The organism is uncultured Marinococcus sp. (assembly GCF_947493875.1).
Taxonomy (GTDB): domain Bacteria; phylum Bacillota; class Bacilli; order Bacillales; family Marinococcaceae; genus Marinococcus.
On the sequence record NZ_CANLSU010000001.1, the window covers coordinates 492678 to 518077 of the forward strand.

The window sequence follows — 25400 nt, forward strand, 5'->3', positions numbered from 1 at the left end:
GGGAGTGGAACACATGGCATATTCAGTTTTAGTAGTAGACGACGCCGCGTTCATGCGGATGATGATTAAAGATATCCTGGAAAAGAACGGTTTTAACGTAGTAGGGGAGGCAAAGGACGGAAACGAAGCAGTGCAAAAATTTCAGGAAACGTCGCCGGATCTGGTCACGCTTGATATTACGATGCCTGATAAAGACGGAATTGAAGCACTGAAGGAAATTAAGGCGGCGGATCCGAATGCCAAGGTAATCATGTGTTCAGCCATGGGCCAGCAGTCGATGGTGATCGATGCGATTCAGGCGGGGGCAAAAGATTTCATCGTTAAACCATTTCAGGCAGACCGTGTACTTGAAGCAATCAATAAAACGCTGGGCTGATGGCCTGCCGCGGGGGAAGAAAATGAATTGGAAATATGCAGTATTCATAGGTGTAATGATGGCAGCAATTCTTTTGGCGGGCGCTGACACAGCGTTTGCCAGCACTACTGTCAATGAGTCCCTGAATCCGCAGGAAAACCAGGAGGAGCCGGCAGCCGGAAATGAAGAAGCTCCGGCAGGCGATGAGACCGCGCCGGCAGCAATGGATAATGGAAACCTGTGGCTGAACTTTGTAAAGATGATAGGAGCACTTGCAGTCGTTCTCGGTCTGCTGTTCTGGCTGCTGAAATTCATCAACAAAAAAACAAGCAGGTACCAGTCAACCCGCTCGATTCAAAGCATTGGCGGTATCGGGCTTGGACAGAACAAATCGATTCAGGTGGTTAAAGTCGGGGATAAAATGCTTGTTGTCGGAGTGGGGGATACGATTTCGCTGCTTCAGGAGATTGAGGATAAAGAGGAGCAGGAGCGGATTACTGCCCGGGAACAGAATACATATACAGGCGTTCCGTCGTTGCTGGAAAAATGGAAAACACGGGGAAACACGGAGGAAGGAAGCAGCCAGTCCTTTCAATCGGTGCTCGAAGAACGGCTGAAAACAGCACGCGGAGCGAAGCATCCGGAAGCATCCGATAAGCGGATGGAAGCGAAGGAGGAACAGCGATGATTATTAGTGCTCTTCCGGCGCTTGATTTCAGCGGCCTGTTCGAGGGTGGCGGGGAAGGAGCGGCAACGTCGGTGCAGCTTGTGCTGCTGCTTACTGTATTGTCGCTTGCTCCCGGTATTTTAGTGCTGATGACCTGCTTTACCAGAATCGTGGTCGTGCTGAGCTTTGTGCGGATGGGTCTTGCAACGCAGCAGACTCCTCCCAACCAGGTGCTTATCGGCCTTGCCTTATTTTTAACCTTCTTCATCATGGCGCCGACGCTCTCGGAAGTAAACGAGCAGGCATTCAGTCCTCTGATGGCAGGAGAAATCGACCAGAACGAAGCACTGACAGAAGCGGTCGGACCGATGAAGGAATTTATGTCCCGGTACACACGGGAAAAAGACCTGGCACTGTTTATGGATTACGCGGGGGAAGAACGGCCGGAGTCGGTCGAGGATATTCCGCTCACATCGCTCGTGCCGGCGTTTGCCATCAGTGAGCTGAAAACAGCCTTTCAGATGGGGTTTCTCATTTTTGTGCCTTTTCTTGTTATTGACATGATTGTGGCAAGTGTACTGATGAGTATGGGCATGATGATGCTTCCGCCTGTCATGATCAGTCTGCCGTTTAAAATTTTACTGTTTGTCCTCGTGGACGGATGGTACCTGATTGTGGAGTCGCTGCTCCTCAGCTACACCTAGCCGGGACGAAGAAAGGAAGAAATGTATGTCAGCAGAACAGGTAATGCAGATCGCACAACAGGGAATATGGATGGTTTTTTTAATTGCAGGGCCGCTGCTTGTCATTGCGCTCGTACTCGGCTTTGGTGTTGCCATATTTCAGGCGACTACCCAGATCCAGGAGCAGACACTCGCGTTTATACCAAAGATTCTTGGCGTCTTGGCCGCCATGCTCGTGCTCGGCCCATGGATGCTGACGCAGCTGGTGGAGTATACGAGAAACCTCTGGTACCACGCGCAGCAGTTCATCGGATGAACAGACGATGGAAGCAATAATAGAGCAGCTCCCGGCTTTTTCCCTGGTGCTTGTGCGAGTGCTCGCTTTCTTTACGACGATGCCTCTTTTCTCTTATCGGACTATTCCGAATCAATTTAAAGTAGGTTTGGCATTTTTTCTTGCTCTGGCTATTTTTCCGGCGCTGGATGCCCCGCTGATGACGGTGGACGGCGAGTATATCCTGCTTTTGCTAAAGGAGGTTATGCTCGGGCTTGCGATTGGGCTTATTGCGACGATTATGCTGTATGCGGTACAGACAGCCGGAATGTTTCTTGATATCTCCTTCGGCTTTTTGGTGGCAAACGTAGTGGACCCGCAGACGGGTGCCCAAAGCCCACTGTTCGGCGGCTATTTTTACGCTTTTGCACTCTTAATGCTTCTGGCGGTAAATGGCCACCATCTGCTGCTCGACGGCATTTATTACAGCTACAGCTTTGTGCCGATCGACCAGACGGGACTCGCATTCGGTGATGAAGCGGTCGTTACGCACGTGGCGGAGGCTTTTAACCAGATGTTTATTCTCGCTTTTCAACTGGCGTTTCCGCTCGTCGGCTCGCTCTTTCTGGTCGATCTCGCTTTAGGGATTATGGCGAGGGCGGTTCCGCAGATGAACGTGTTCGTCGTCGGACTGCCGCTGAAAATTGCAGCGGGACTGCCGCTGCTTGTGGTGGCAATCCCGGGTATGTTTCTGGCCATTCAGTATTTGTACGAGGATATGTTTCACGTCTCGCGCGGACTGCTTGAGCTTTTGGGGGAGGGACAGGAATGAAGTGGAAGCTGGATCTGCAGTTTTTTTCACAGGAAAAAACAGAGGAGGCCACTCCCAAAAAGCGCCGGGACACCAGGCAGAAAGGCCAGGTCCCCAAAAGCAACGATGTGAATACGGCAATTATCCTGTTTTTAGTATTCGCACTCTTCTACATGTACGGAGGCACCATATTTAATCACCTGCAGGCATTAATGACGCATACATACATAGAATACATGCAGTGGGAAATAACGAAAGCCAGTGTCCCGGCGATGCTGCAGGAAATTACGATTCAGTCCGTTATCATTATTCTGCCGGTGATGCTTGTGGCCATGGTGGCGGGCGTGGCAGCCTCGCTTACGCAGGTAGGTTTTTTGTTCACGGGCGAACCGATCAAAATGAAGCTTGAAAAGATTAACCCGCTCAGCGGCATCAAGCGGATATTTTCGGCCCGGGCGCTTGTAGAGCTGGCGAAGGCACTCTTGAAAATTACGCTCGTCGGCGGGGTCGTTTTTACGATTCTCTGGCTGTCGCTCGACCGGCTGCTGTTTTTATCGCAAAAGGATGTCGGTGACGGCTTTATGGAAATTGCCCGCCTGACCGGGCTGATGGGGCTGATTGGCAGCCTGCTGCTGCTCGTGCTTTCGCTGCCGGACTATGTTTATCAAAAGCACGACCATGAAAAGCAGATCCGCATGTCCAAGCACGATGTAAAGCAGGAAATGAAAAACATGGAGGGCGATCCGCTCATCCGTGGCAAGCGAAAGCAGAAGCAGCAGGAAATGGCGATGGGGCGGATGATGGAGGAAGTACCGAAAGCAGACGTCGTCATTACGAACCCGACACACTTTGCGGTGGCCCTCCGTTATGAAGAAGGCGCGATGGGTGCGCCGAAGGTGATTGCCAAGGGAGCCGACCATCTGGCCCGTAAAATTAAAGAAAAAGCAGGTGAGCATTCCATCCCAATGGTGGAAAACAAACCGCTCGCCCGTGCGCTGTATGCCCAGTCCGATATTGATGATGAAATACCTGAAGATTTATTTAAAGCCGTAGCTGAGGTGCTTGCATACGTGTACCGCATCAAAAGGAAAAACGGCTAGAAAAGGAGCAACCCTATGGGATTTAGAGAACTATCAGTGCTGCTGGGCGTTATATTGATTGTCATTATGCTGATCATCCCGCTGCCGACATTTATTTTAGATATCCTGATCATGGCCAATATTTCACTGGCGCTTCTGGTTATTCTCGTGGCAATGAACACAAAGGAGCCGCTTGAATTCAGTATCTTTCCCACGCTGCTTCTGCTTGTGACGTTGTTTCGGCTCGGGCTGAACGTTTCGACGACCCGTTCCATCTTAAGCAACGCCGAAGCAGGCAACGTTATCGAAACGTTCGGAAGCTTTGTGGTACAGGGCAGTGCCTTTGTCGGCCTGGTGGTTTTTGTGATTCTTGTAGTGATTCAATTTGTCGTTATCGTTAAAGGGGCGGAACGGGTGTCAGAAGTCGGGGCCCGCTTTACCCTCGATGCGATGCCGGGAAAACAGATGAGCATCGATGCCGACCTGAATGCGGGTGTTATATCCGAACAGCAGGCGAAGGCGCGCCGGGAGAAAATCGAACGGGAAGCGGACTTCTACGGTTCGATGGACGGGGCGAGTAAGTTTGTGAAAGGGGACGCCATCGCAGGGATTGTTATCGTAATTATTAACGTTATTTTCGGTCTTGTGATTGGCATGACTGAGCACGGAATGGATATCGGCACTGCTGCGAACACCTTTACGCTCCTTACCGTCGGGGACGGTCTGGTCAGTCAGATCCCTGCGCTGCTTATTTCTACAGCAACCGGTATTGTCGTTACCCGGGCGGCCTCGGAAGGCAACCTCGGTCACGATATTACAAAGCAGCTGTTTGCCTTTCCCCCGATGCTGTTTGTGGCAGCGGGCGCCATCTTTTTACTGGGCGTGTTTACGCCGATTAACTTCTTTTTAACCACCTGCATTGCCGGAGCGATGGCTGCCATTGGCTTTAGCATCAGGCAGACGGTGCTGCAGGAGGAGCAGGCCGCAGTGCATGAAACCGAAGAAGCGCAGGAGGAGGATCTGCGTTCGCAGGACAGCGTGATGCAGCTGCTGGACGTAGACCCGATCGAGTTTGAATTCGGCTACAACCTCATTCCTCTTGCGGATGCGAAGCAGGGAGGCGACCTGCTTGACCGGGTTGTGATGATCCGGCGCCAGCTGGCACTCGAGCTCGGGATGGTCGTGCCGGTGATACGCATTCGTGACAATATCCAGCTGCAGCCGGGAGAGTACGTTGTGCGCATGCGGGGCAGCGAAATCGCCCGGGGTGAGCTTTACATGGATCATTACATGGCGATGGGGACCGGTACTGAAGAGCCAATCGACGGTATCGAAACGATAGAGCCGGCCTTTGGACTGCCTGCTCTCTGGATTCCGGAGGAGGAGCGCGACATTGCCGAAGATGCCGGCTACACCGTCGTGGACCCGCCGTCGGTTGTGAGTACGCATCTAACCGAGGTTATTAAAACGCACGCGCACGAGCTCCTCGGCCGCGAGGAAACGAAGCAGCTGATCGATCATCTGAAGGAAACGTACCCGACGCTGGTCGAAGAAGTGACTCCTTCAACGCTTACGATCGGGGATGTTCAGAAGGTACTGGCCAAGCTGCTCCGGGAAGGGGTATCCATCCGGAACATGCCAACCATTTTTGAAGCGCTGGCCGAATACGGCACGATGACCAAGGACATGGAGATTGTGACAGAGTATGTACGGCAGGCCCTGTCGAGACAGATTTCCAAGCAGTACGCTGACGGGGAAGAGCTGCTTCAGGTCGTCACGCTCAGCGGCGGCATTGAAAAGAAAATTGCCGACGCTCTGCAGCAGACCGAAAGCGGTAATTATTTAGCGATGGATCCAAACGAGTCCCAGCGGATGGTGCAGCGGATCGGGGCAGAAGCCGAACAGCTGATGAACATCGGAAAGACACCGGTCATTCTTTGTTCGCCGGCTGTGCGCATGCACGTGCGCCATCTGATTGAGCGGTTCTTTCCGCAGATGCCGGTATTATCCTATAACGAACTGGAGCCTTCCATCGAAATTCAAAGCGTCGGGGTGGTGAACAATGAATGAGAATGAAAAAAATTACAGTGGATTCGATGCCGGAAGCGGTAGCGAAGGTGCGGCAGGAGTTCGGAGATGAAGCGGTCATTCTGCATTCCCGGCCGGTGAAGGTCAGAAGATGGTTCGGGCTTAAGTCCGTGGACAGGCTCGAAGTTTATGCAGGGATCGATGACGCCCCTCCCCGAAAAAAAGAGCGCACGCCTCCGGCAGAACCCGTAAAGCCGGCTCAGCCAAAAGAGGTGAAGACTTTCGAGGTACCGGATAAAAAGCCAAACGTGCTTCCTGCTTCAGCTCCAGCTCCTTTTCAGTCCGTTTCCGCTGCCTTAAAGACACAGGAAGTAAACGAACGGGTGGAAGAAGAGCTGATGAACCGGTTTATGGAAAAATGGTACGCCGAAAAGGGCAGCCGGCCGGAAGTGTCCATACTCGAAGCCTGCATAGGAGAATGGCTGGAGGACCGGCATCCCCGGGCCGAAGCAGCAATGTCCCGGATGGTTCAGCTGGTCGGCCAGACTGGCGTCGGCAAAACGACGACACTTGCCAAGCTCGGTGCCCGGGAAATGCTCCGAAGAAAAAAATCGATTGCCTTTTTTACGACAGACACCTTCCGCATGGGAGCAGTCGACCAGTTGAATACGTACGCCTCCATTATGGAAGCACCGGTTCATGTTATATACGACCAGGCTGATTACAGGGAAGCATTGGCTCAGTCCCGGGCTCATGATTATGTGTTCATTGATTCGGCAGGAAGAAATTTTCTGCATGAACAGACCGTGGAAGAAGCGCAGCGGCTGCTTCCGGCGGGCGAACCGATTAAAACCGTGCTCGTGCTCTCGCTGACGGCTAAATACAAAGACATGAAGGAAGTCGCTGAAAAATTTCTTCCTTATATATCAAACGAGGTTATTATCACTAAAACAGATGAAACCACTTCGTTTGGGGCACTTCTGAATATTATTGATGAATTTTCACTACGGGTGTCCTTTGTTACCACCGGCCAGGAAGTGCCGGAGGACATTGAGCCCGCGGACAACAAATGGCTTGCAGCAAAAATAGCAGGGGGGGCACTTGGTGAAAAATGATCAGGCTGAAAGTCTGCGTACTCAGATGCAGAAACGGCGTCACAGGCAGACGAGAGTGCTGTCGGTCGTAAGCGGAAAAGGGGGCGTCGGCAAGTCCAATGTGTCCCTGAATGTAGCTATCTCCCTGGCGGAATCCGGCGCGGAGGTATTGCTGATTGACATGGACACCGGCATGGCCAACCTGGATATCCTGCTTGGATATACGCCTCTTCTGCCATTTCAGGAGATGTTTACGGAAAATAAAAGCATTTTTGAATTGATTCAATCCGGCCCGTCCGGAGTGCAGTGGATTGCGGGAGGTTCGGGTCTTTCCGGTATTTTTCATATGGAGGAGGAGCATAAGCTGAGGTTTTACGAACAGCTGCAGCTGCTTGAAGGTGAATTTGATTTTATTATTTTTGACATGGGAGCAGGGCTGAACGAAAACCATATGCACCTGATTACGACGACCGAGCGCGGAATTCTTGTAACAACCCCGGAGCCGACGGCGCTGATGGATGGCTACGCCATGATGAAATACATCCGCTCCCACAAAAGTGATTTTCCATTTGCGGCCGTCATTAATCGGGTGGATCAGAAAAAAGACGGCCGGGCGGCCGCGCAGAAATTAATGACAGTCAGTGAACGGTTTCTCGGCATGCAGCTGACCGTGCTGCCGATGGTGCCAAATGACCCTAAAGTAAGCAGGGCAGTCATGGAGCAGACACCGTTTGTCATTGCCTATCCTGACAGCCGGGCGGCCCAGAGCATGAAGCAGATTGCAGCAGGGCTGTGGGTGAAAGAACAGTCAGCAAAAACGGACGGCAAGCCGTTCCGGCATTTTATTACAGGGATGAAGCAGCGGTTATTCGCTTCTGCCCGCACATAGAACGGAGCCTAAATATATGAACATTCAACCTTCCGGGAAACCGGGCCGCTGGGACCTGCTGGTGATCGGAACGTCCACAGGCGGACCTGCAGCTTTGCAGAAGCTTTTCCATTCGATGCCGGAGGAGGTGGAGCTGCCGATTGTGATTGTGCAGCATATGCCGTCTGGATTCACAAGATCACTTGCGGACAGGCTGAACCGGGATTACAGGTGGAGCGTTAAGGAAGCCGAAGACGGTGGAGCGCTGCAGAAAGGTACCGTTTATATTGCTCCCGGAGGAAGGCAGCTTGAAATCCGTCGAAAAGGAAACCGGCTGATAACAGCAGTGAATGAAAGTGAAACCGGTGACCGTTATCACCCGTCGATGGATCTGCTGCTGGCTTCTCTCTTTAAATTAGGAGACCTGCGGGTACTCGCTGTTATTTTAACGGGCATGGGCAGCGACGGTACATGCGGATTAAAAAAGCTGCAGGCAGCGACGGCACTTTATGCTGTCGCTGAATCAGAAGAAACGGCTGTAGTCTACGGGATGCCCCGGGCAGCGGTACAGGCCGGTGTCATCGACGAAGTCCTCCCGCTCCATGCGATTGGAGAGCGGATCGGCCAGCTGGTGCAAACTACTGTATATGAAGGAGAGGTAAAATGATGGATAAACGTGACGTAGAGCTCGATATATTAAAAGAAATCGGAACCATCGGGGGCGGCAATGCCGCCACTGCACTGTCCTCCCTTCTGAAAACGCCGGTCCAGATCAGCGTGCCGTCGGTACAGATGGTGCCGTTTCCGAAGCTGCTTGAAGCAGCCGGAGGAGAAGAAAAAGTAGCGGCGGTCACCTTTCTGCGCATCGCGGGCCACATCAGCGGCAGCATATTTTTTGTGCTTGAGCCACAGGAGATGCAGGCAGTGGGAAGAGCACTGGTACAAAGCTGGAATCTTCCGTACACGCCGGAAAATGAACAGGAGCTGCTTGAGTCGGCAGTGTGTGAATTAACGAATATTCTGGCTGGGTCTTATTTATCGGCGCTTTCAGATTTTACAGGTCTTTACATGATGCCGACGGTTCCGTCGTCTGCCGTTGACATGATCGGAGCGCTTTTGAGCGAAGGGCTTATCGAAGCTGGTCTTGAAGGAGATGAAGCGATCATGATCGACACGAACATGACAAAAGGGGAGGATCACTCGCAGATGGCAGGCCGGTTTTTTATGCTGCCGGATGCCCACTCGCTTCCGAAAATTTTTGCCTCCCTCGGAGTACAGGAGGATGGGGAGTGAAAAACTTGGACATTAAACAAACGAAGATAAAAGTGGCGATGGCGGATATGAAGTGGGGCACGGACGGCGATATACTCTCAACGAGCGGCCTGGGTTCGTGTGTAGGCATTGTCATTTATTCGCTCCGCCACCAATATGCCTGCCTGATTCATGCGATGCTCCCGTTCTCTGGGATGGCACGGAAAGGGCAGCATGTTAACGAGGCGAAATATGCTGATACGGCCCTGCAAAAGGCGTTTGCCGGCTTTGAAGAACGTGGTATTCCAATTGCTTCGCTCGAAGCAAAGCTTGCCGGAGGAGCAAGAATGTTTCAGTTTCAGACGGATCATCTGCATATTGGAAAACGAAATGTCGAAGCAGCAAAGGAAATACTTGCCGGGCGGTCCGTACCGGTCAGAGCAGAGGAAACAGGGGGTCACACTGGCAGAACGATAGAATTCGATGTGGTCACAGGAGTTCTGCGGATTAAGCTGACCGGAGGAGAAACAACGATAATATGAACAGGGGGAAGAAGACATGAGTAGATCGACAGCGCATGCTCATCAGGAGATTTGGGAGAAATGGCTGGATAATTATGACGATACGGCGGCCGACCAACTAGTCGACATTTATATGCCCCTTGTTCATTATCACGTTCAGCGCATCGCAGCGAAGCTTCCTAAAAATGTGAACCGGGACGATCTTGTGAGTCACGGGCTGATGGGCCTGTACGATGCGATGAAAAAATTCGACCTGTCCCGGGATTTGAAATTTGATACATATGCCTCATTCCGGATCCGCGGAGCGATTATTGACGGTCTCCGGCAGGAAGACTGGATGCCGCGCTCTCTTCGCGAGAAAACAAAGAAAATTGAAGAAACAGCTGAATGGCTCGAACAAAAAAAGGGACGTTTTGTCTCGGACCGGGAGATAGGCGAAGAGCTGGACATGAAGTCCTCGGAAGTATCGAAGGTGATCGCCGAAAACTATTTCGTGCATATGCTGTCTATGGATGAGGCGACGCCGGACGGTGAACGCGATGAAACGTATCGCGGGGCCATTGTGGATCATAACGCTCCGTCCCCGGAGGAAATGCTAACCGACCAGGCCTCCCTGCACGAGCTCGGGGAAGCAATAGCAAATCTGCCGGAAAAGGAGCAGAAGGTCGTCTCCCTTTTTTACCTGGAGGAAATGACGTTGACCGAAATCGGCCATATTTTATCGCTGTCCACATCGAGAATTTCACAAATTCATTCCAAAGCACTTTTCCGTCTGCGCCAGTATTTGAAACAGACGGAAGAAAAAACGTGAGAAGGGAGAAGGCCTATGTCTCTGATATTCAGTCTGCTTGCCCTGATGGCTGCCGGTGCTTTATGGATAAAGCATCAATTCACAGTGCGTGAACTGCAGGCGTTAAAAAATGATAAAAAAGAAATCGAGCAGCTGTTAATCTACTATACCGAAGAAATGAAACGCGACAATGAACGTCTCCGCAGCGTGTGGGAGGGGCGGGAGAGTCCAGTGGAAGAAACGGAAATGGCTGAGCCGGCACAGGACGTGGACGAACCTTCGCCGAAGGAATCGATGATGAACCGTGTTATAATGTTATATAAAGAAGGATGGAAGGAAAAGGATATTGCAAAGACCCTGTTTATCGGCCAGCGGGAAGTGCATCTGTTTTTGCAGATGCAGGAAAAATAAGCTTTAGCATTGCGTCCTAAAGACTCGTGTGGTATATTACGAGTTGGTGTTAAAAACACACGCAACAGCTGATCTGTATAGAGGTGCTTTCCGCATGGAAAGTTTTGTACAGACATGACGCTTGCGGTGGAAAAAACCTAAGGAGGAATTATTTTATGGCTGTTATTTCTATGAAACAGTTGCTTGAAGCAGGGGTGCACTTCGGTCACCAGACTCGTCGCTGGAACCCTAAAATGAGCCGTTATATTTTCACGGAGCGTAATGGTATTTATATCATTGACCTTCAAAAAACGGTACGTAAAGTAGAAGAAGCGTACAAATACGTGCGCAGCATTGCAGAAGACGGAGGTAAAATCCTTTTCGTCGGAACGAAAAAACAGGCGCAGGACTCTGTTCGCGATGAAGCGATCCGTTCAAACATGTACTACATTAACCAGCGTTGGTTAGGCGGTACACTGACGAACTTCGCAACGATCCGTAAACGGATTGCCCGCTTGAAGGACCTCGAACAAATGGAAGAAGACGGTACCTTTGATATTCTTCCGAAAAAAGAAGTTATGCTGTTAAACAAAGAAAAAGACCGTCTCGAAAAAGTACTTGGCGGCATTAAAGATATGAACAAGCTTCCGGATGCCCTGTTTATTATCGATCCGCGCAAAGAGCGCATCGCAGTGGCAGAAGCACACAAATTAAACATCCCGATCATCTCGATCGTGGACACTAACTGTGATCCTGACGAGATCGACAAGCTCATCCCGGGTAACGACGACGCTATCCGTGCCGTTCGTCTTCTTACAGGAAAAATGGCCGATGCCGTTATCGAAGCAACCCAGGGTGCAGAAGAAAAAGCCCGTGAGCAGGCAGCTGCCCAGGAAAAAGAACAGGAAGCAGCCGCAGCGGAAGAAGAAGGAAACACAGAAGAAGAGAGCGTTTCAAACCAGTAAGCTCTCATAAATATAACGGGCCCAGGCCTGACGCGAAGGGTGGTAAAAGGGAAAAACCCTTTATCACCCTTTTTCTTGAAAAATAGCGCTCAAGCGCTTGTGCATGGAAAAATCGAAGGAGGAATTTAAATGGCTGTAACAGCAAGCATGGTAAAAGAACTGCGTGAAAAAACAGGTGCAGGTATGATGGACTGCAAAAAAGCACTCAACGAAACAGATGGTAACATGGAAGAAGCGGTTAACTACCTGCGCGAAAAAGGTATCTCCAAAGCAGCGAAAAAATCTGATCGTGTAGCAGCAGAGGGCCTTACGTACGCAACGTATGAAGGAAACCAGGCAGTGATTGTGGAAGTAAACGCTGAAACAGACTTCGTCGCGAAAAACGAATTGTTTAAGCAGCTCGTCGCGGACGTTTCCACGTACCTGCTGAAGGAACAGCCGGCTGACGTTGACGCGGCACTTGCCGGGGAAATCGAAAGCGGAGTGACGCTTGAGCGTTACATTAACGACCAGATCGCACGTATCGGGGAGAAAATTTCCCTGCGCCGTTTTCTGCTTGCGGAGAAAAACGACGGTGATGCATTCGGCGCCTATCTTCACATGGGCGGGCGCATCGGCGTGCTGACGGTTCTTGAAAACACGGAAGACGGCGATCTTGCCAAGGACGTGGCGATGCACGTAGCGGCGATCAGCCCGAAATACATTTCCCGTGAAGATGTTCCGAAGGAAGAAGCGGACAGTGAGCGTGAACTGCTGAAGCAGCAGGCGCTGAACGAAGGCAAGCCGGAAAACATCGTTGAAAAAATGGTGGAAGGCCGTATTGGCAAGTACTTTGAACAAATCTGCCTGCTTGATCAGGAATTTGTAAAGGATACAGACCAAAAAGTAGGCGACTACCTGAAAAGCAAGGGCGCTACCGTGCGCACATTTGCCCGCTATGAAGTAGGCGAAGGCATGGAAAAACGCGACGAAAACTTTGCAGATGAAGTAATGAACCAGGTAAAGAAATAAATCGGCAGTATGGGAGAGTCCATATCGAATCCTCTAGGGTCCGTAGGCTCTCCTTTTTTCTGAAAGCAAAACCAGGGCAGAGGCCGCAGCGCTTCTGCGATACATAATAAAAAGGCGGGGTTCATGACGATGGAGAAATACAATCGCGTTGTGTTGAAGTTGAGCGGAGAGGCATTAGCAGGACAGCAGGGCTACGGTATTGATCCGGAAGTCATTCAGTCTATTGCTTCTCAAATCGGTGAGATAGTAGAATTGGGTACAGAGGTAGTGATTGTTGTCGGCGGAGGGAACATATGGAGAGGCATGGCCGGAAGTTCAAAAGGGATGGACCGGGCTACCGCTGACTATATGGGCATGCTCGCGACAGTCATGAATTCGCTTGCGCTCCAGGACAGCCTTGAAGACATTGAGATTCCTACACGGGTGCAGACGTCCATAGAAATGAGACAGGTAGCCGAACCGTACATCCGCCGCAAAGCCATCCGGCATTTAGAGAAAAAGCGGGTAGTCATTTTTGCGGCCGGGACGGGGAATCCGTACTTTTCGACCGATACCACTGCGGCGCTGCGGGCGGCAGAAATCGAAGCGGATATTATTTTGATGGCTAAAAACAAAGTGGACGGGGTATATGACTCAGACCCATCTGCGAATGCGGACGCGAAAAAGTACCAGTCGCTCACTTACCTGGATATTTTAAATCATGATCTGAAGGTGATGGATTCGACGGCGTCCACGCTTTGTATGGACAACAACATCCCGCTTCTCGTATTTTCGATTATGGAAGAAGGAAACATCAAGAAGGCCGTAATGGGAGAAGACATTGGAACAATCATAAGGAGGAACAACGATGGCTCATGATATAAAAGCAACAGAAGAGAAAATGAAAAAGTCAGTGGATTCTTTAAGCCGCGAGCTTGCCACGCTGCGGACAGGGAGGGCAAACGCTTCCATGCTCGACCGGGTGGTAGTTGACTACTACGGTGCCGAGGTGCCGCTTCAGCAGCTTGCGACGATTACCGTGCCGGAGGGGCGCCTGCTTGTTGTGGCGCCGTTTGATAAAAGCTCCATCAAGGACGTGGAAAAAGGGATCCAAAAGGCGGAGCTCGGCCTGAATCCCAGTAACGACGGCGAAGTAATCCGCATTCCGATTCCGGCAATGACAGAAGACCGCCGCAAGGAAATGACCAAACTCATTAACAAGTACGCGGAAGAAGCACGGGTGGCCATCCGTAATATCCGGCGCGACGCTAATGACACGCTGAAAAAAGATGAAAAAAGCAATGAAATCACCGAGGATGATTTGAAGCGTGAGCAGGAGCAGGTGCAAAAAGCAACCGACAAATACATCGGTCAGGTGGATCAGGCAGCCGAACAAAAAGAAAAAGAAGTTATGGAAGTTTGATGCGAATCGAGTTACAATAGGAACAGACTGGAACCCTCTGCACTCAAGAGGGTTTTTTTGTAAGTACAAAACCGGCAGATTTATTTGCGCTGCCGGAAAGAACACATAAACAGATATACTGCTTTCCGTTCTTCAACAATGCTGAGGCAGGAACGGTTTTTATATGGAATTGATTTCACATGCGCCATATAAATCAGACAAAGGGGAAAAGGCTGGTGCCCTCGTTATGAACGATCGACTATTTAATCAAATAAATCCATGGGCGGAGGCGAACGCCACGGCAGTGAAAGTGAATACGCCTGCCCATGTGGCTATTATTATGGATGGCAACGGCCGTTGGGCAAAAAAAAGAGGCCTGCCCCGTGTAGCCGGCCACCGCGAAGGTATGAAGGCGATCACGAAGGTGGTGGAAAAAGCGCACGAGCTCGGTATAAAGTACTTAACGCTCTACGCTTTTTCCACGGAAAACTGGAAGCGGCCGAAATCAGAAGTGAATTTTCTAATGCAGCTGCCGGAGCGATTTTTGGCTAAAGAGCTGCCAAAGCTAATGAAAAACAACGTACAGGTGCGGATGATGGGTGATGCGGACAAGCTGCCGGACCATACGCTGCAGGCTGTGCAGGAGGCTGTGGATGCCACCGCCGAAAACACCGGCATCGTTTTAAACTTTGCCCTTAACTACGGCGGGAGGCATGAGCTTGTCCATGTGGTGCAGGAGCTTGCCCGGGACGTGGAAGAGGGGCGGATGAAGGCAGAGGCTATCGATGAAGAGTTAATCACCAACCGGCTGTACACGAACCAGATCCCGGACCCTGACCTGCTTATTCGTACGAGCGGCGAAATCCGGCTGAGCAATTTTATGCTATGGCAGTTAGCTTATGCGGAATTTTGGTTTACCGAAACGCTCTGGCCGGACTTTAATGAAGAGGGCTTAGCGGAAGCTGTCATAGAATATCAGCAGAGAAAACGCAGGTACGGGGGCGTTTAACGACTGAAGGGGAGGTCTTGTATGGGATTGCGGGCGATTACCGGTCTTATCGGAGCAGTACTCGTCTTGGCGATTGTATTTGTAGGCCGCGAATGGTTTACTCTTTTGATCGCTTTGCTTGCTTCTGTCGCCATGTTTGAAATAATGCGCATGAAACGGATCCCGCTGCTGTCCTTCCGGGGTGTAATCAGTATGGGCTTTATGTGGATACTGCTCGTGCCCACAGAATGGCTGGATTTTCCGTTTTTGCAGCATATAACGAAAACAGAGATTTTTTTGACGATGATTCTGGGCCTGCTTGCATTAACAGTAGTCACGAAAAACTCCTTCACCTTTGATGAAGCAGGGTTCGTCATTTTATCCTCTGTGTACATAGGGTACGGGTTTCACAGCTTGATTATGATCCGCCAGCTGCCGGACATCGGCCTTGCTGTTGTCATTCTGATTTTATTTTTAATCTGGGCAACCGATTCCGGAGCCTATTTTATTGGAAAGAATTTCGGGCGCCACCGGCCCTGGCCGGAGATCAGTCCGAAAAAAACCATCGAAGGATTTGTCGGGGGGCTTGTCGCGGCATTTATTGTCGGCTTCATCTTTGAGGCGGTGTACCCGGTATTTGAGTCCTACCTGATCATGAGTGCTTTTATCGTGGTGACATCCATCTTTGGCCAGCTTGGGGATCTGGTGGAATCAGCGCTGAAACGGCACTACGCGGTTAAGGATTCCGGGAATATTCTTCCTGGTCACGGCGGCATCCTGGACCGGTTCGACAGCCTGATTTTCGTTATGCCCCTGCTTCATTTTTTCTATTTTTTTGGTTAATACCTCAGACGCAGGTTGCCAACCTAAAGGAGTTTAAGCCATGAAACGAATAGCATTGCTTGGGTCCACCGGATCCATCGGTACACAGACGCTTGACGTTGTTCGATTGCATCCGGAACGGTTCCGGATAACGGCGATTGCTGCCGGGAAAAACGTTGACCTGGTGCGAAAGCAGATTGAAGAATTTTCCCCTGAAATTGCGGCTGTCCATACAAAGGAAGACGCCGAAACGCTTCAGGCGGAATACGGCGGACGCATGCGCATCGTCTGGGGCCACGACGGCCTGATGGAAATTGCGGGAAGCTCCTGTGACTTTCTGATGAACGCGGTCAGCGGCAGCATGGGGCTTGAGCCGACGCTCCGGGCGATTGAAAACCGGGTGGATATCGGGATTGCCAATAAAGAAACGCTCGTCACCGCCGGTCACCTTGTAATGGAAAAAGCAAAGGAGCACGGCGTACGCCTGCTCCCGGTTGACAGCGAGCATTCGGCGATCGCCCAGTGCCTCGAAGGAAATGAGTTAAAGGAAGTGACCCGCCTGATTTTGACAGCTTCGGGAGGAAGCTTCCGTGACTATTCACGCAGTGATCTTGACGGAGTAACGGTGGAGGACGCCTTAAACCACCCGAACTGGAGCATGGGGGCCAAAATCACGATCGACTCGGCTACGATGATGAACAAAGGCTTTGAAGTGATCGAAGCCCACTGGCTGTTTGGTATACCTTACGACCGTATTGATGTGCTGCTGCATAAAGAAAGCATCATTCATTCGCTCGTGGAGTATCAGGACACCAGTGTGATTGCCCAGCTCGGACTGCCGGACATGCGCGTGCCGATCCAGTACGCGATGACCTATCCGGAACGGCTTGACTATCCGGCCAAGGAATCGCTGAACCTGTGGGAAATAGGCACGCTGCATTTTCAGCCGCCGGATTTTGAACGCTACCGAAGCCTCCGGCTGGCCTATGATGCCGGAAGAGCCGGTGGCTCCATGGGCACGGTGCTGAACGCTGCCAATGAACAGGCAGTTGCGATGTTTTTAAACAGCCAGTGTGCCTTTCTTGAAATTGAAACCGCTGTGGAAGAAGCGCTTGTGCGCCACGAGCGGATTGAGCATCCGGATCTCGACACGATTTTACGAGTGGACCGGGAAACCAGAGAACACGTGCAGACGCTTTTAACGTGACGTTCTTTCACAAACACTCTATAATGGGAAGAAAGAGCAAAAGAAGAAGGTGAATAAGCTTTGGATACGCTGATAGCGGTAATTGTCATGTTCGGCTTATTGGTGGCCATACACGAGTGGGGCCATTTGTATTTTGCCAAAAAAGTCGGCATTTTGTGCCGGGAGTTTGCGATTGGCTTCGGACCGAAAATATTTTCGACGAAGCGCAATGAAACGGTTTATACCATCCGGCTGCTGCCGCTTGGCGGTTACGTGCGAATGGCCGGGGACGATCCGGACCCGGTCAATATTAAACCAGGCTATGAAATCGGCCTGACGTTTAACGATGCAGGAAAAGTAAAAGAAATCATCGTAAACAATAAATCCAAGCACCCGGAAGCAAAGGTTGTATCCGTGGAATCGATCGATATGGAGCGCGAGCTTTATATCGAAGCGGTGGAGGATGAAGAAGAATCCGGGCTGAAGCGGTACGACATCGCCCGGACGTGCGACCTGATTGTCGATGAGAAGCGCGAGCAGATTGCGCCGTGGGACCGGCAGTTCGGCTCCAAGCGGCCGTGGAAAAAAGCAGTGGCCATTTTTGCCGGTCCGTTCATGAACTTTGTGCTCGCGTTCGTGCTGTTTGTTATTTACGCTCTGGCGCACGGCATTCCGCAGGAGACGCCGGCTATAGGCAGTATTGCCGGCGGTTCGCCGCTGGAAGAATCTGTGTTTGAAGAAGGCGACGTTATCACGTCCGTGGACGGCGAGTCCGTAAACTCCTGGGATGAAATGACCGGTATTGTCCAGGAGCGCCCGGGAGAAGAAGTCCCGGTCACCGCTGAACGCGGCGGAGAAACAATAGAAGACACTGTTACCATCGACGGCATTCCGGTGCAGGAGGGTTCAAATGAGGAAGTCGGCCAGATCGGCGTTTATGCCGAACTGGAACGTTCCTTCACGGAATCGCTGCAGTACGGCGGTACTCAGCTGTATGAAGTTTCTACCCTGATTTTTCAGACTCTCGGCACGATTGTGACCGGGGAATTTTCCCTCGATGACCTGGCAGGTCCGGTAGGGATTTATGACGCGACGGATCAGGTAATTGCGACCGGGCTGCTGACTCTGATTGCATGGTCTGCTATGATCAGCGTCAATCTCGGGATCGTCAACCTCCTGCCCCTCCCGGCGCTTGATGGAGGACGGCTTTTGTTTATCATTGCCGAAGCGATCCGCGGCAAGCCGATCGAACCGCAGAAGGAAGGCATGATTCACCTTCTCGGCTTCGCGCTGCTCCTGCTGCTCATGATTGCAGTGACGTGGAACGATATTAACCGCTTATTCACGTAATAAAAAAACGGTGACGGAGCCAAAGCCCCGTCACCGTTCTTATGTTAAAATAACCAAAGAGCTTACAGACGCAGATGTATAAGAGAAAGAGGTTGATATAGTATGCGACAACAATTTTTATTCAGTCCCACTCTCCGGGATGTGCCGCAGGGAGCGGATATTGCGAGCCACCAGCTGATGCTCCGGGCCGGTCTGATCCGCCAGAGTGCAGCCGGGGTCTATTCCTACCTGCCGCTCGGCCACAGGGTGCTCCGTAAGATCGAAAGCATTGTCCGTGAGGAAATGGATGCAGCAAGCGGCCAGGAAGTGCTGCTTCCTGCCATGCAGCCGGCAGAGGTATGGCAGGCCTCGGGCCGCTATAACAATTATGGACCGGCGCTGATGCGCTTCAAAGACCGCCACCAGCGGGATTTTGTCCTCGGCCCGACGCACGAGGAAAATATTGCTGCCCTCGTAAAGGATGAGATGAATACATACAAACGCATGCCTGCGATTTTGTACCAGATTCAGACCAAATACCGCGACGAAGCGCGTCCGCGCTTTGGGGTGCTTCGCGCGCGCGAATTTATTATGAAGGACGCGTACTCGTTTGATACGTCCTACGAGGCGCAGAATGAAAGCTACTGGGCGATGTATCGTGCCTATGAGCGGATTTTCACCCGTCTGGGACTGGACTACCGGGCGGTGCAGGCAGATGCCGGAGCGATGGGCGGCCAGGGTGAAACCCATGAATTCACCGTGCTTTCCGACGTCGGGGAGGATACTATTGTGTATTCCGACGAAAGCGATTTTGCGGCCAATATCGAAATAGCCGCTATACCGGATAACGTCTCAAAACCGGAGCCGGTCGCAGAAGAAATGACCCTGGTCGATACGCCGGAGGAGCGCACGATTGAAGAAGTGGCTGCAAAGCTCGGGATCAAGCGTGAAGAGTGTCTGAAAACCGTCGCATTTGACGCAGACGGCCGCCTCGTGGCTGTGCTTATGCGCGGCGATCATGATGTCAACGAAGTGAAGGTAGCAAACGCAGTGGGCGCTGAAGTGCTTGAGCCCGCGTCCGTCGAGCGGATTGAAGAGGTGTTTGGAGCAGAGCCCGGCTTTATCGGCCCTTTCGGTCTGTCTGAAGACGTGGAGGTGCTTGCCGATTACACGGTCCGCGGCATGGCGGGCGCTGTATGCGGAGCCAACGAAAACGGCCGGCACTACCAGCACGCGGTGCCGGAAAGGGACTTCCCGGTGGGTCAGTACGCAGATCTGCGTTTCATCCAGGAAGGCGAACCATCGCCGGACGGCAAGGGCACGGTCCGTTTCGCCAAGGGTATTGAGGTCGGGCACGTGTTTAAGCTTGGCACGAAATACAGCGAAGCGCTCGGGGCAACGTTTTTGGATGAAAACGGTAAAGCCCGCCCGATCATTATGGGCAGCTACGGCGTCGGTGTGAGCCGGACGATTGCGGCCGTTATAGAGCAGAACCATGATGAGAGTGGTATCTGCTGGCCGAAGGCAGCCACCCCGTTTGATCTGCATCTGCTGGTGCTCAATCCGAAGCAGGACGAGCAGCAGCAGCTCGGGGGTGAGCTGTACGAGACCCTGCAGAAGAGCGGATGGTCCGTGCTGCTCGATGACCGGAAGGAGCGGCCGGGAGTGAAGTTTAAGGACGCGGACCTCTACGGTCTGCCTGTGCGTATCGCCTGCGGAAAAAAAGCAGGAGAGCAGATTGTGGAAGTGAAATCCCGTACAGCCGAGGAAAACGTGGAGGTCGCTGTCAGTGAGCTTCCGCAGTATTTAGAGAAGCTGTGGGCTGAAATCCATTAACCCTTTCTGGTGTCTCCAGGAGGGGTTTCCCTCTTCCCGGTCCCTGCCGAAAGTGAATTTTTTTGATAAAATGAATGATAAAAGAACGAAGAAGTGAGGCGAGAAACGTGCAGACCGACCGTCACATCCAGCAGGAACGTTTTGAGTTGCTACTTGAGCAGATTGGCATGCCGGAGGAAGAAACCAACCGTTATTTTACCGAAGGCCGCCTCGAAAAGCTTGTTATTCATAAAGAACAAAAGCAGTGGCATTTCCACCTGACGCTTGCAGCGCCGCTGCCGTTTACGGTATACGCGATGCTGAAGGAAAAACTGCAGTCCGCATTTGAAAGCATTGCTGACATTGATTTTACGCTTCATTACGAAGAAGGCACGACCGTTCCGGTGGATGCCATCCCGGACTACTGGCCGCTGATTATGCAGAAGCTTGAAAGCTATGATTCCCACCTGCGCATGAGGCTGAACGGGGGAGCGCCGTTTTTGCGGGAGGGCGAGCTGATTTTCCCGTGTAAAAGCGATATTGAGATGAATTCGCTTGGGCCGAAGCTGCAGCAGGCAATGGACGAGGTTCTGCCGCTGTTTGGGCTGCCGGCCGCCACATTTACGATGGAAGCCAAAACGAGCGATGAAGAAAAGGAACAGTTTGAAGAAAAGAAAAAGCAGGAAGAGCACTCGAAAGTGATTGAAGCGATGATGGAGCGCAAGAAAAAGGAATCCGAAGCCGATTCCAAACGCGCCTCCCAGTCGATTCAGATCGGCTATCCGATCAAGGACGAAGCCGTGCCGCTGAAGGATATCCGAGAGGAAGAGCGCCGCATTACTGTGGAGGGCTACATTTTCGAAGCGGAAACGAAGGAGCTCCGCAGCGGCCGGACGCTGTTAACGTTTAAAATTACCGACTACACCGATTCGATTATGATCAAAATGTTCTCCAAGGATAAAGAACAGGTGCCGCTGCTTGAAGCCGTGAAGAAAGGCATCTGGGTAAAGGCCCGTGGCGGTGTCCAGGATGATACGTTCGTCCGGGATCTGGTCATGATCGCAAACGACGTCATCCAGGTGCAGGGAGCGTCCAAAACTGATGATGCCGAAGAGAAGCGCGTCGAGCTGCATGCGCACACGAATATGAGTCAGATGGACGCGACCGTTTCTGCCGGGGAATACGTGGCCCGGGCAGCCGAATGGGGCCACCCGGCGGTTACCATCACGGACCACGGCGTTGTCCAGTCGTTTCCGGAGGCTTACAATGCCGGCAAAAAGCACGACATTAAAGTGCTGTACGGCATGGAGGCGAACCTCGTCGATGACGGCGTCCCGATCGCCTACAACGAAGCGGACGTGGATCTTGAAACAGGAACCTACGTCGTTTTTGACGTGGAGACAACCGGTCTGTCGGTCGTGTACGACTCCATCATCGAGCTCGCAGCGGTGAAGGTAAAAGACGGCGAAATTATTGACCGGTTTGAACGCTTTTCAAACCCGCATGAAAAACTGACCGACACCATTATTAACCTGACAGGCATCACGGATGACATGCTCGTCGATGCGCCGGAAATTGAGCCGGTGCTCGAAGACTTTTACGCCTTTTCCAAGGACTCGGTGCTTGTCGCACACAACGCAAGCTTTGACATGGGCTTTCTCCGGGAGGGCTATAAAAAAATCGGTAAAACGGCAGATATGCCGGTAATTGATACACTCGAATTCGGCCGCTTTTTGTATCCCAATCTAAAAAACCACCGGCTGAATACGCTCTGTAAAACGTTTGATATTGAACTCGTGAGTCATCACCGGGCGATTTACGATGCCGAAGCGACCGGATACCTGCTGTGGAAAATGATGAAGGATGCGCTCGCCCAGGACATTACCAACCATAAACAGCTCAACGACAACATGGGCCAGTCCGGCTTTCACCGCCTGCGCCCGTCGCACTGCACGCTGATCGCCCAGACGCAGGAAGGACTGAAAAACCTGTATCACCTCGTCACGCTTTCTCATCTGGAATATTTTTTCCGGACACCGAGAATTCCGCGTTCGAAGCTGCAGAAATACCGCGAAGGCATACTCGTCGGCTCGGCGTGTGACAAAGGCGAAGTGTTTGAAACGATGATGCAGAAATCAGAGGACGAAGCGAAAAAAGCCGCTGAATTTTACGACTACCTCGAGGTGCAGCCGCCGGAAAACTATGCGCACCTGGTGGAAAAAGAGCTTCTGAAAAGCTACGACGACGTCAAGGATGTGATTCAGAAAATCATCCGTACCGGGGACGAACTGAACCTGCCGGTCGTTGCTACCGGTAACGCCCACTATATGGATGAGCACGACTACAGCTACCGGCAGATCCTGATTGCGTCGCAGGGCGGGGCGAACCCGCTGAACAACCAGACGCTTCCGCAGGTGCACTTTCGCACCACCGGGGAAATGCTTTCCTGCTTTGATTTTCTGGACGACCGCACCGCAGAAAAGATTGTGGTGGAAAACACCCAGGCGATCGCAGATCAGGTGGAAACGATTCATCCGGTGCCGAGCGACCTGTATACACCAAACATCGAAGGCTCGGATAAAGAAATACGGGAAATGTGCTACCGCCGGGCGGAAAGCATTTACGGCTCGCCTATACCGGAACTCGTAAAAACCAGGCTTGATAAAGAGCTCGACAGTATCATCGGCAACGGCTTTGACGTCATCTATCTGATTTCGCAGAAGCTCGTAAAAAAATCCCTCGAGGACGGCTATCTTGTCGGCTCCAGGGGCTCGGTCGGCTCGTCGTTTGTTGCCACAATGACAGAAATTACTGAAGTGAACCCGCTGCCGCCGCATTACGTTTGCCCGGAATGCAAGCAGTCGACGTTTTTTGACGACGGCTCGGTCGGCTCCGGCTTCGACCTCGCGGACAAGCTGTGCGACAGCTGCGGCGTGGACATGATTAAAGACGGCCACGATATCCCGTTTGAAACGTTTCTCGGGTTTAAAGGCGATAAAGTACCCGATATTGACCTGAACTTCTCCGGCGACTACCAGCCGCGGGCCCATAATTATACGAAAGAACTGTTCGGCGAGGAAAAAGTGTACCGTGCAGGAACGATCGGTACCGTGGCGGATAAAACAGCGTATGGATTTGTGAAGGGCTATCAGAGCGACCACGAGCTGCATCTGCGCGGAGCGGAGATTGACCGGCTCGTGAGCGGATGCACAGGCGTCAAACGGACAACCGGTCAGCACCCGGGCGGAATTATCGTCGTTCCGGATGAGTATGACATTCACGACTTCTCTCCGATTCAGTTTCCGGCAGACGACAAAACGTCGGAATGGAAAACGACGCACTTTGACTTTCACTCCATCCACGACAACCTGCTGAAGCTTGATATTCTCGGCCACGATGATCCGACGGTCATACGCATGCTGCAGGATTTAAGCGGTATTGATCCGCAGACGATTCCGACCGATGACGCAGAAGTCATGAAAATCTTTGGCGGACCGGAAGTGCTTGGGGTGACGCCGGAGCAGATTAACTGCAAAACGGGCACGTACGGCATTCCGGAATTTGGTACCCGGTTTGTGCGCCAGATGCTTGAAGATACGAAGCCGTCGACGTTTTCCGAGCTCGTCCAGATTTCCGGGCTCTCCCACGGCGCGGACGTCTGGGTCGGAAACGCCCAGGAGCTGATCCAGAACGGGACCTGTGAACTGAAGGACGTGATCGGATGCCGGGACGACATTATGGTGTATCTGATCTACAAAGGCATTGAGCATTCGCTCGCCTTTAAAATCATGGAGTTCGTCCGTAAGGGACGCGGGCTCGACCCGGAATGGATTGAGGAAATGAAAAACCACGGCGTGCCGGAGTGGTACATTCAGTCGTGCCTGAAAATTAAATACATGTTCCCGAAAGCGCACGCCACCGCCTACGTGCTGATGGCAGTCCGGATTGCCTACTTTAAAGTGCACCATCCGATCCTGTTTTATGCTGCGTACTTTACGGTCCGGGCGGATGACTTTGACCTGCCGACCATGATCAACGGCAGCACCTCGATCCGCGCGAAGCTGGATGAAATTCAGGCGAAGGGCTTTGACGCCTCTCCGAAGGAAAAAAGCCTTGTGACCGTGCTTGAGCTTGCGCTTGAAATGACCGAGCGCGGCTACCGTTTCCAGAAGGTGGACCTGTACCGTTCGGAGGCGAGCGAATTTGTCGTCGACGGCGACCAGCTGATTCCGCCGTTCAACGCTTTGGAAGGCGTAGGAACGAACGCAGCGGTTAACATTGTAAAGGCCCGTGCCGACGGGGAGTTTTTATCCAAGGAAGACCTGCAGCAGCGCAGCAAGGCAACCAAAACAGTGATCGAGCACCTCGACCTGCACGGATGCCTTGATGGGCTGCCGGATACGAACCAGCTTTCTCTGTTCTAAACACTAGCCAGACTTGCGAAAATGCACAAATCGTGCTATGATAATGGGCAGTGAGAGGTATATCGAGACGGCGAAAGAGTGGGTGGATACCCACTCTTTCATTTATGGTTGAAGCTTTCTGCATAAAACAAACTATATACTATCATTGGAAGAAATGAAGATGATGACAAAGCAGCAGGGAGGTACGTAATGAAAGAAAGTATTAAAGACATCGCAGCACGTCTGGCGCGGCCGATTGCTGAAGAACTGGACCTGGAACTTGTGGATACGGAATATAAAAAAGAAGGAAAAAACTGGTACCTTCGGGTATTTGTGGACAGCCCCTCCGGTGTGCATCTTGAAGACTGTGGACGGGTGAGTGAACGGCTGAGCGAACAGCTCGACGAGATGGACCCTGTCCAGGAGGCTTATTATCTGGAGGTTTCTTCGCCGGGCGCGGAACGGCCGCTGAATAACGAAGCGGATATCCGCCGTTCAGTCGGAAAAAACGTGTACGTGACCACGTATGAACCCGTTGAAGGAGAAAAAGCGTTCGAAGGAAAGCTGAGTGACTTCAAAGACGGTGAGCTTTTGATTACCACCAAACAGAAGCAGAGAGAACGCACGGTGCATATACCGTACAGCAAAGTAGCTAAAGCAAGGCTCGCCATCATTTTTTAACGGTGCGG

At 51.9% G+C, this 25400-nt stretch carries 25 protein-coding genes; all 25 read left to right on the forward strand.

Features of this window, described 5'->3' with window-relative positions:
- Positions 1 to 13: 13 nt before the first annotated feature.
- The 25 genes from Q0757_RS02455 (at position 14) to rimP (ending at position 25392) form a co-directional block, all read left to right on the forward strand.
- Positions 14 to 376, forward strand: a complete 363-nt coding sequence (locus Q0757_RS02455; RefSeq protein WP_298784357.1) for a response regulator — start codon at positions 14 to 16, stop codon at positions 374 to 376.
- A 22-nt stretch (positions 377 to 398) separates the two neighbouring features.
- Positions 399 to 1043, forward strand: coding sequence for a flagellar biosynthetic protein FliO (locus Q0757_RS02460; RefSeq protein WP_298784359.1), 645 nt, complete (start codon positions 399 to 401; stop codon positions 1041 to 1043).
- Complete coding sequence (gene fliP, locus Q0757_RS02465; RefSeq protein ID WP_298784361.1) at positions 1040 to 1726, forward strand: flagellar type III secretion system pore protein FliP; 687 nt, start codon at positions 1040 to 1042, stop codon at positions 1724 to 1726. Before Q0757_RS02460 ends, fliP begins: the two co-directional genes overlap by 4 nt.
- A gap of 25 nt (positions 1727 to 1751) precedes the next feature.
- Positions 1752 to 2021 (forward strand): flagellar biosynthesis protein FliQ, encoded by a 270-nt coding sequence (gene fliQ / locus Q0757_RS02470; RefSeq protein ID WP_022792784.1) that lies wholly within the window; start codon positions 1752 to 1754, stop codon positions 2019 to 2021.
- Positions 2022 to 2028: 7 nt separating this feature from the next.
- The gene (fliR, locus tag Q0757_RS02475; RefSeq protein WP_298784364.1) at positions 2029 to 2811 is read left to right on the forward strand and encodes a flagellar biosynthetic protein FliR; all 783 of its coding nucleotides are present in this window, start codon (positions 2029 to 2031) and stop codon (positions 2809 to 2811) included.
- Positions 2808 to 3890 (forward strand): flagellar biosynthesis protein FlhB, encoded by a 1083-nt coding sequence (gene flhB / locus Q0757_RS02480; protein WP_298784366.1) that lies wholly within the window; start codon positions 2808 to 2810, stop codon positions 3888 to 3890. Before fliR ends, flhB begins: the two co-directional genes overlap by 4 nt.
- Positions 3891 to 3905: 15 nt before the next feature.
- Positions 3906 to 5939 (forward strand): flagellar biosynthesis protein FlhA, encoded by a 2034-nt coding sequence (flhA, locus tag Q0757_RS02485; protein ID WP_298784368.1) that lies wholly within the window; start codon positions 3906 to 3908, stop codon positions 5937 to 5939.
- The gene (locus tag Q0757_RS02490) at positions 5936 to 7012 is read left to right on the forward strand and encodes a hypothetical protein (protein ID WP_298784370.1); all 1077 of its coding nucleotides are present in this window, start codon (positions 5936 to 5938) and stop codon (positions 7010 to 7012) included. The genes flhA and Q0757_RS02490 overlap by 4 nt, the downstream gene beginning before the upstream one ends.
- Positions 7002 to 7880: a MinD/ParA family protein gene (locus tag Q0757_RS02495; RefSeq protein ID WP_298784372.1), complete on the forward strand. Its 879-nt coding sequence runs from the start codon at positions 7002 to 7004 to the stop codon at positions 7878 to 7880. Before Q0757_RS02490 ends, Q0757_RS02495 begins: the two co-directional genes overlap by 11 nt.
- A gap of 16 nt (positions 7881 to 7896) precedes the next feature.
- Positions 7897 to 8526, forward strand: coding sequence for a CheB methylesterase domain-containing protein (locus Q0757_RS02500; RefSeq protein ID WP_298784374.1), 630 nt, complete (start codon positions 7897 to 7899; stop codon positions 8524 to 8526).
- Positions 8523 to 9152, forward strand: a complete 630-nt coding sequence (locus Q0757_RS02505; RefSeq protein WP_298784376.1) for a chemotaxis protein CheC — start codon at positions 8523 to 8525, stop codon at positions 9150 to 9152. The genes Q0757_RS02500 and Q0757_RS02505 overlap by 4 nt, the downstream gene beginning before the upstream one ends.
- The gene (locus Q0757_RS02510; protein WP_298784378.1) at positions 9149 to 9652 is read left to right on the forward strand and encodes a chemotaxis protein CheD; all 504 of its coding nucleotides are present in this window, start codon (positions 9149 to 9151) and stop codon (positions 9650 to 9652) included. Before Q0757_RS02505 ends, Q0757_RS02510 begins: the two co-directional genes overlap by 4 nt.
- Positions 9653 to 9668: 16 nt before the next feature.
- Positions 9669 to 10442 carry a FliA/WhiG family RNA polymerase sigma factor gene (locus Q0757_RS02515; protein WP_298784380.1) on the forward strand — a complete coding sequence of 258 codons (774 nt, stop codon included), beginning with the start codon at positions 9669 to 9671 and terminating at the stop codon, positions 10440 to 10442.
- A 15-nt stretch (positions 10443 to 10457) separates the two neighbouring features.
- Entirely contained in the window at positions 10458 to 10832 is a 375-nt protein-coding gene (locus tag Q0757_RS02520) for a DUF6115 domain-containing protein (RefSeq protein ID WP_298784382.1), read from the forward strand.
- A 155-nt stretch (positions 10833 to 10987) separates the two neighbouring features.
- Positions 10988 to 11776: a 30S ribosomal protein S2 gene (rpsB, locus tag Q0757_RS02525; protein ID WP_298784384.1), complete on the forward strand. Its 789-nt coding sequence runs from the start codon at positions 10988 to 10990 to the stop codon at positions 11774 to 11776.
- A 129-nt stretch (positions 11777 to 11905) separates the two neighbouring features.
- Positions 11906 to 12787, forward strand: a complete 882-nt coding sequence (gene tsf / locus Q0757_RS02530) for a translation elongation factor Ts (RefSeq protein ID WP_298784386.1) — start codon at positions 11906 to 11908, stop codon at positions 12785 to 12787.
- A gap of 123 nt (positions 12788 to 12910) precedes the next feature.
- A complete protein-coding gene (gene pyrH / locus Q0757_RS02535; protein ID WP_022792797.1) occupies positions 12911 to 13645 on the forward strand; it encodes a UMP kinase in 735 nt (244 codons plus the stop codon).
- On the forward strand, positions 13635 to 14189 hold the full coding sequence (frr, locus tag Q0757_RS02540; protein WP_298784388.1) for a ribosome recycling factor: 555 nt from the start codon (positions 13635 to 13637) through the stop codon (positions 14187 to 14189). The genes pyrH and frr overlap by 11 nt, the downstream gene beginning before the upstream one ends.
- Before the next feature lie 226 nt (positions 14190 to 14415).
- Positions 14416 to 15177, forward strand: a complete 762-nt coding sequence (locus Q0757_RS02545) for an isoprenyl transferase (RefSeq protein ID WP_298784514.1) — start codon at positions 14416 to 14418, stop codon at positions 15175 to 15177.
- 21 nt (positions 15178 to 15198) lie between these two features.
- Positions 15199 to 15999: a phosphatidate cytidylyltransferase gene (locus tag Q0757_RS02550; RefSeq protein WP_298784390.1), complete on the forward strand. Its 801-nt coding sequence runs from the start codon at positions 15199 to 15201 to the stop codon at positions 15997 to 15999.
- Between the two features lie 40 nt (positions 16000 to 16039).
- Positions 16040 to 17185, forward strand: a complete 1146-nt coding sequence (locus Q0757_RS02555; RefSeq protein ID WP_298784391.1) for a 1-deoxy-D-xylulose-5-phosphate reductoisomerase — start codon at positions 16040 to 16042, stop codon at positions 17183 to 17185.
- Positions 17186 to 17245: 60 nt separating this feature from the next.
- The gene (rseP, locus tag Q0757_RS02560) at positions 17246 to 18514 is read left to right on the forward strand and encodes an RIP metalloprotease RseP (protein WP_298784393.1); all 1269 of its coding nucleotides are present in this window, start codon (positions 17246 to 17248) and stop codon (positions 18512 to 18514) included.
- Positions 18515 to 18616: 102 nt separating this feature from the next.
- The gene (locus Q0757_RS02565; protein ID WP_298784395.1) at positions 18617 to 20329 is read left to right on the forward strand and encodes a proline--tRNA ligase; all 1713 of its coding nucleotides are present in this window, start codon (positions 18617 to 18619) and stop codon (positions 20327 to 20329) included.
- Between the two features lie 74 nt (positions 20330 to 20403).
- Complete coding sequence (locus tag Q0757_RS02570; protein ID WP_298784397.1) at positions 20404 to 24732, forward strand: PolC-type DNA polymerase III; 4329 nt, start codon at positions 20404 to 20406, stop codon at positions 24730 to 24732.
- Positions 24733 to 24921: 189 nt separating this feature from the next.
- On the forward strand, positions 24922 to 25392 hold the full coding sequence (gene rimP / locus Q0757_RS02575) for a ribosome maturation factor RimP (RefSeq protein ID WP_022792805.1): 471 nt from the start codon (positions 24922 to 24924) through the stop codon (positions 25390 to 25392).
- Positions 25393 to 25400: the final 8 nt, after the last annotated feature.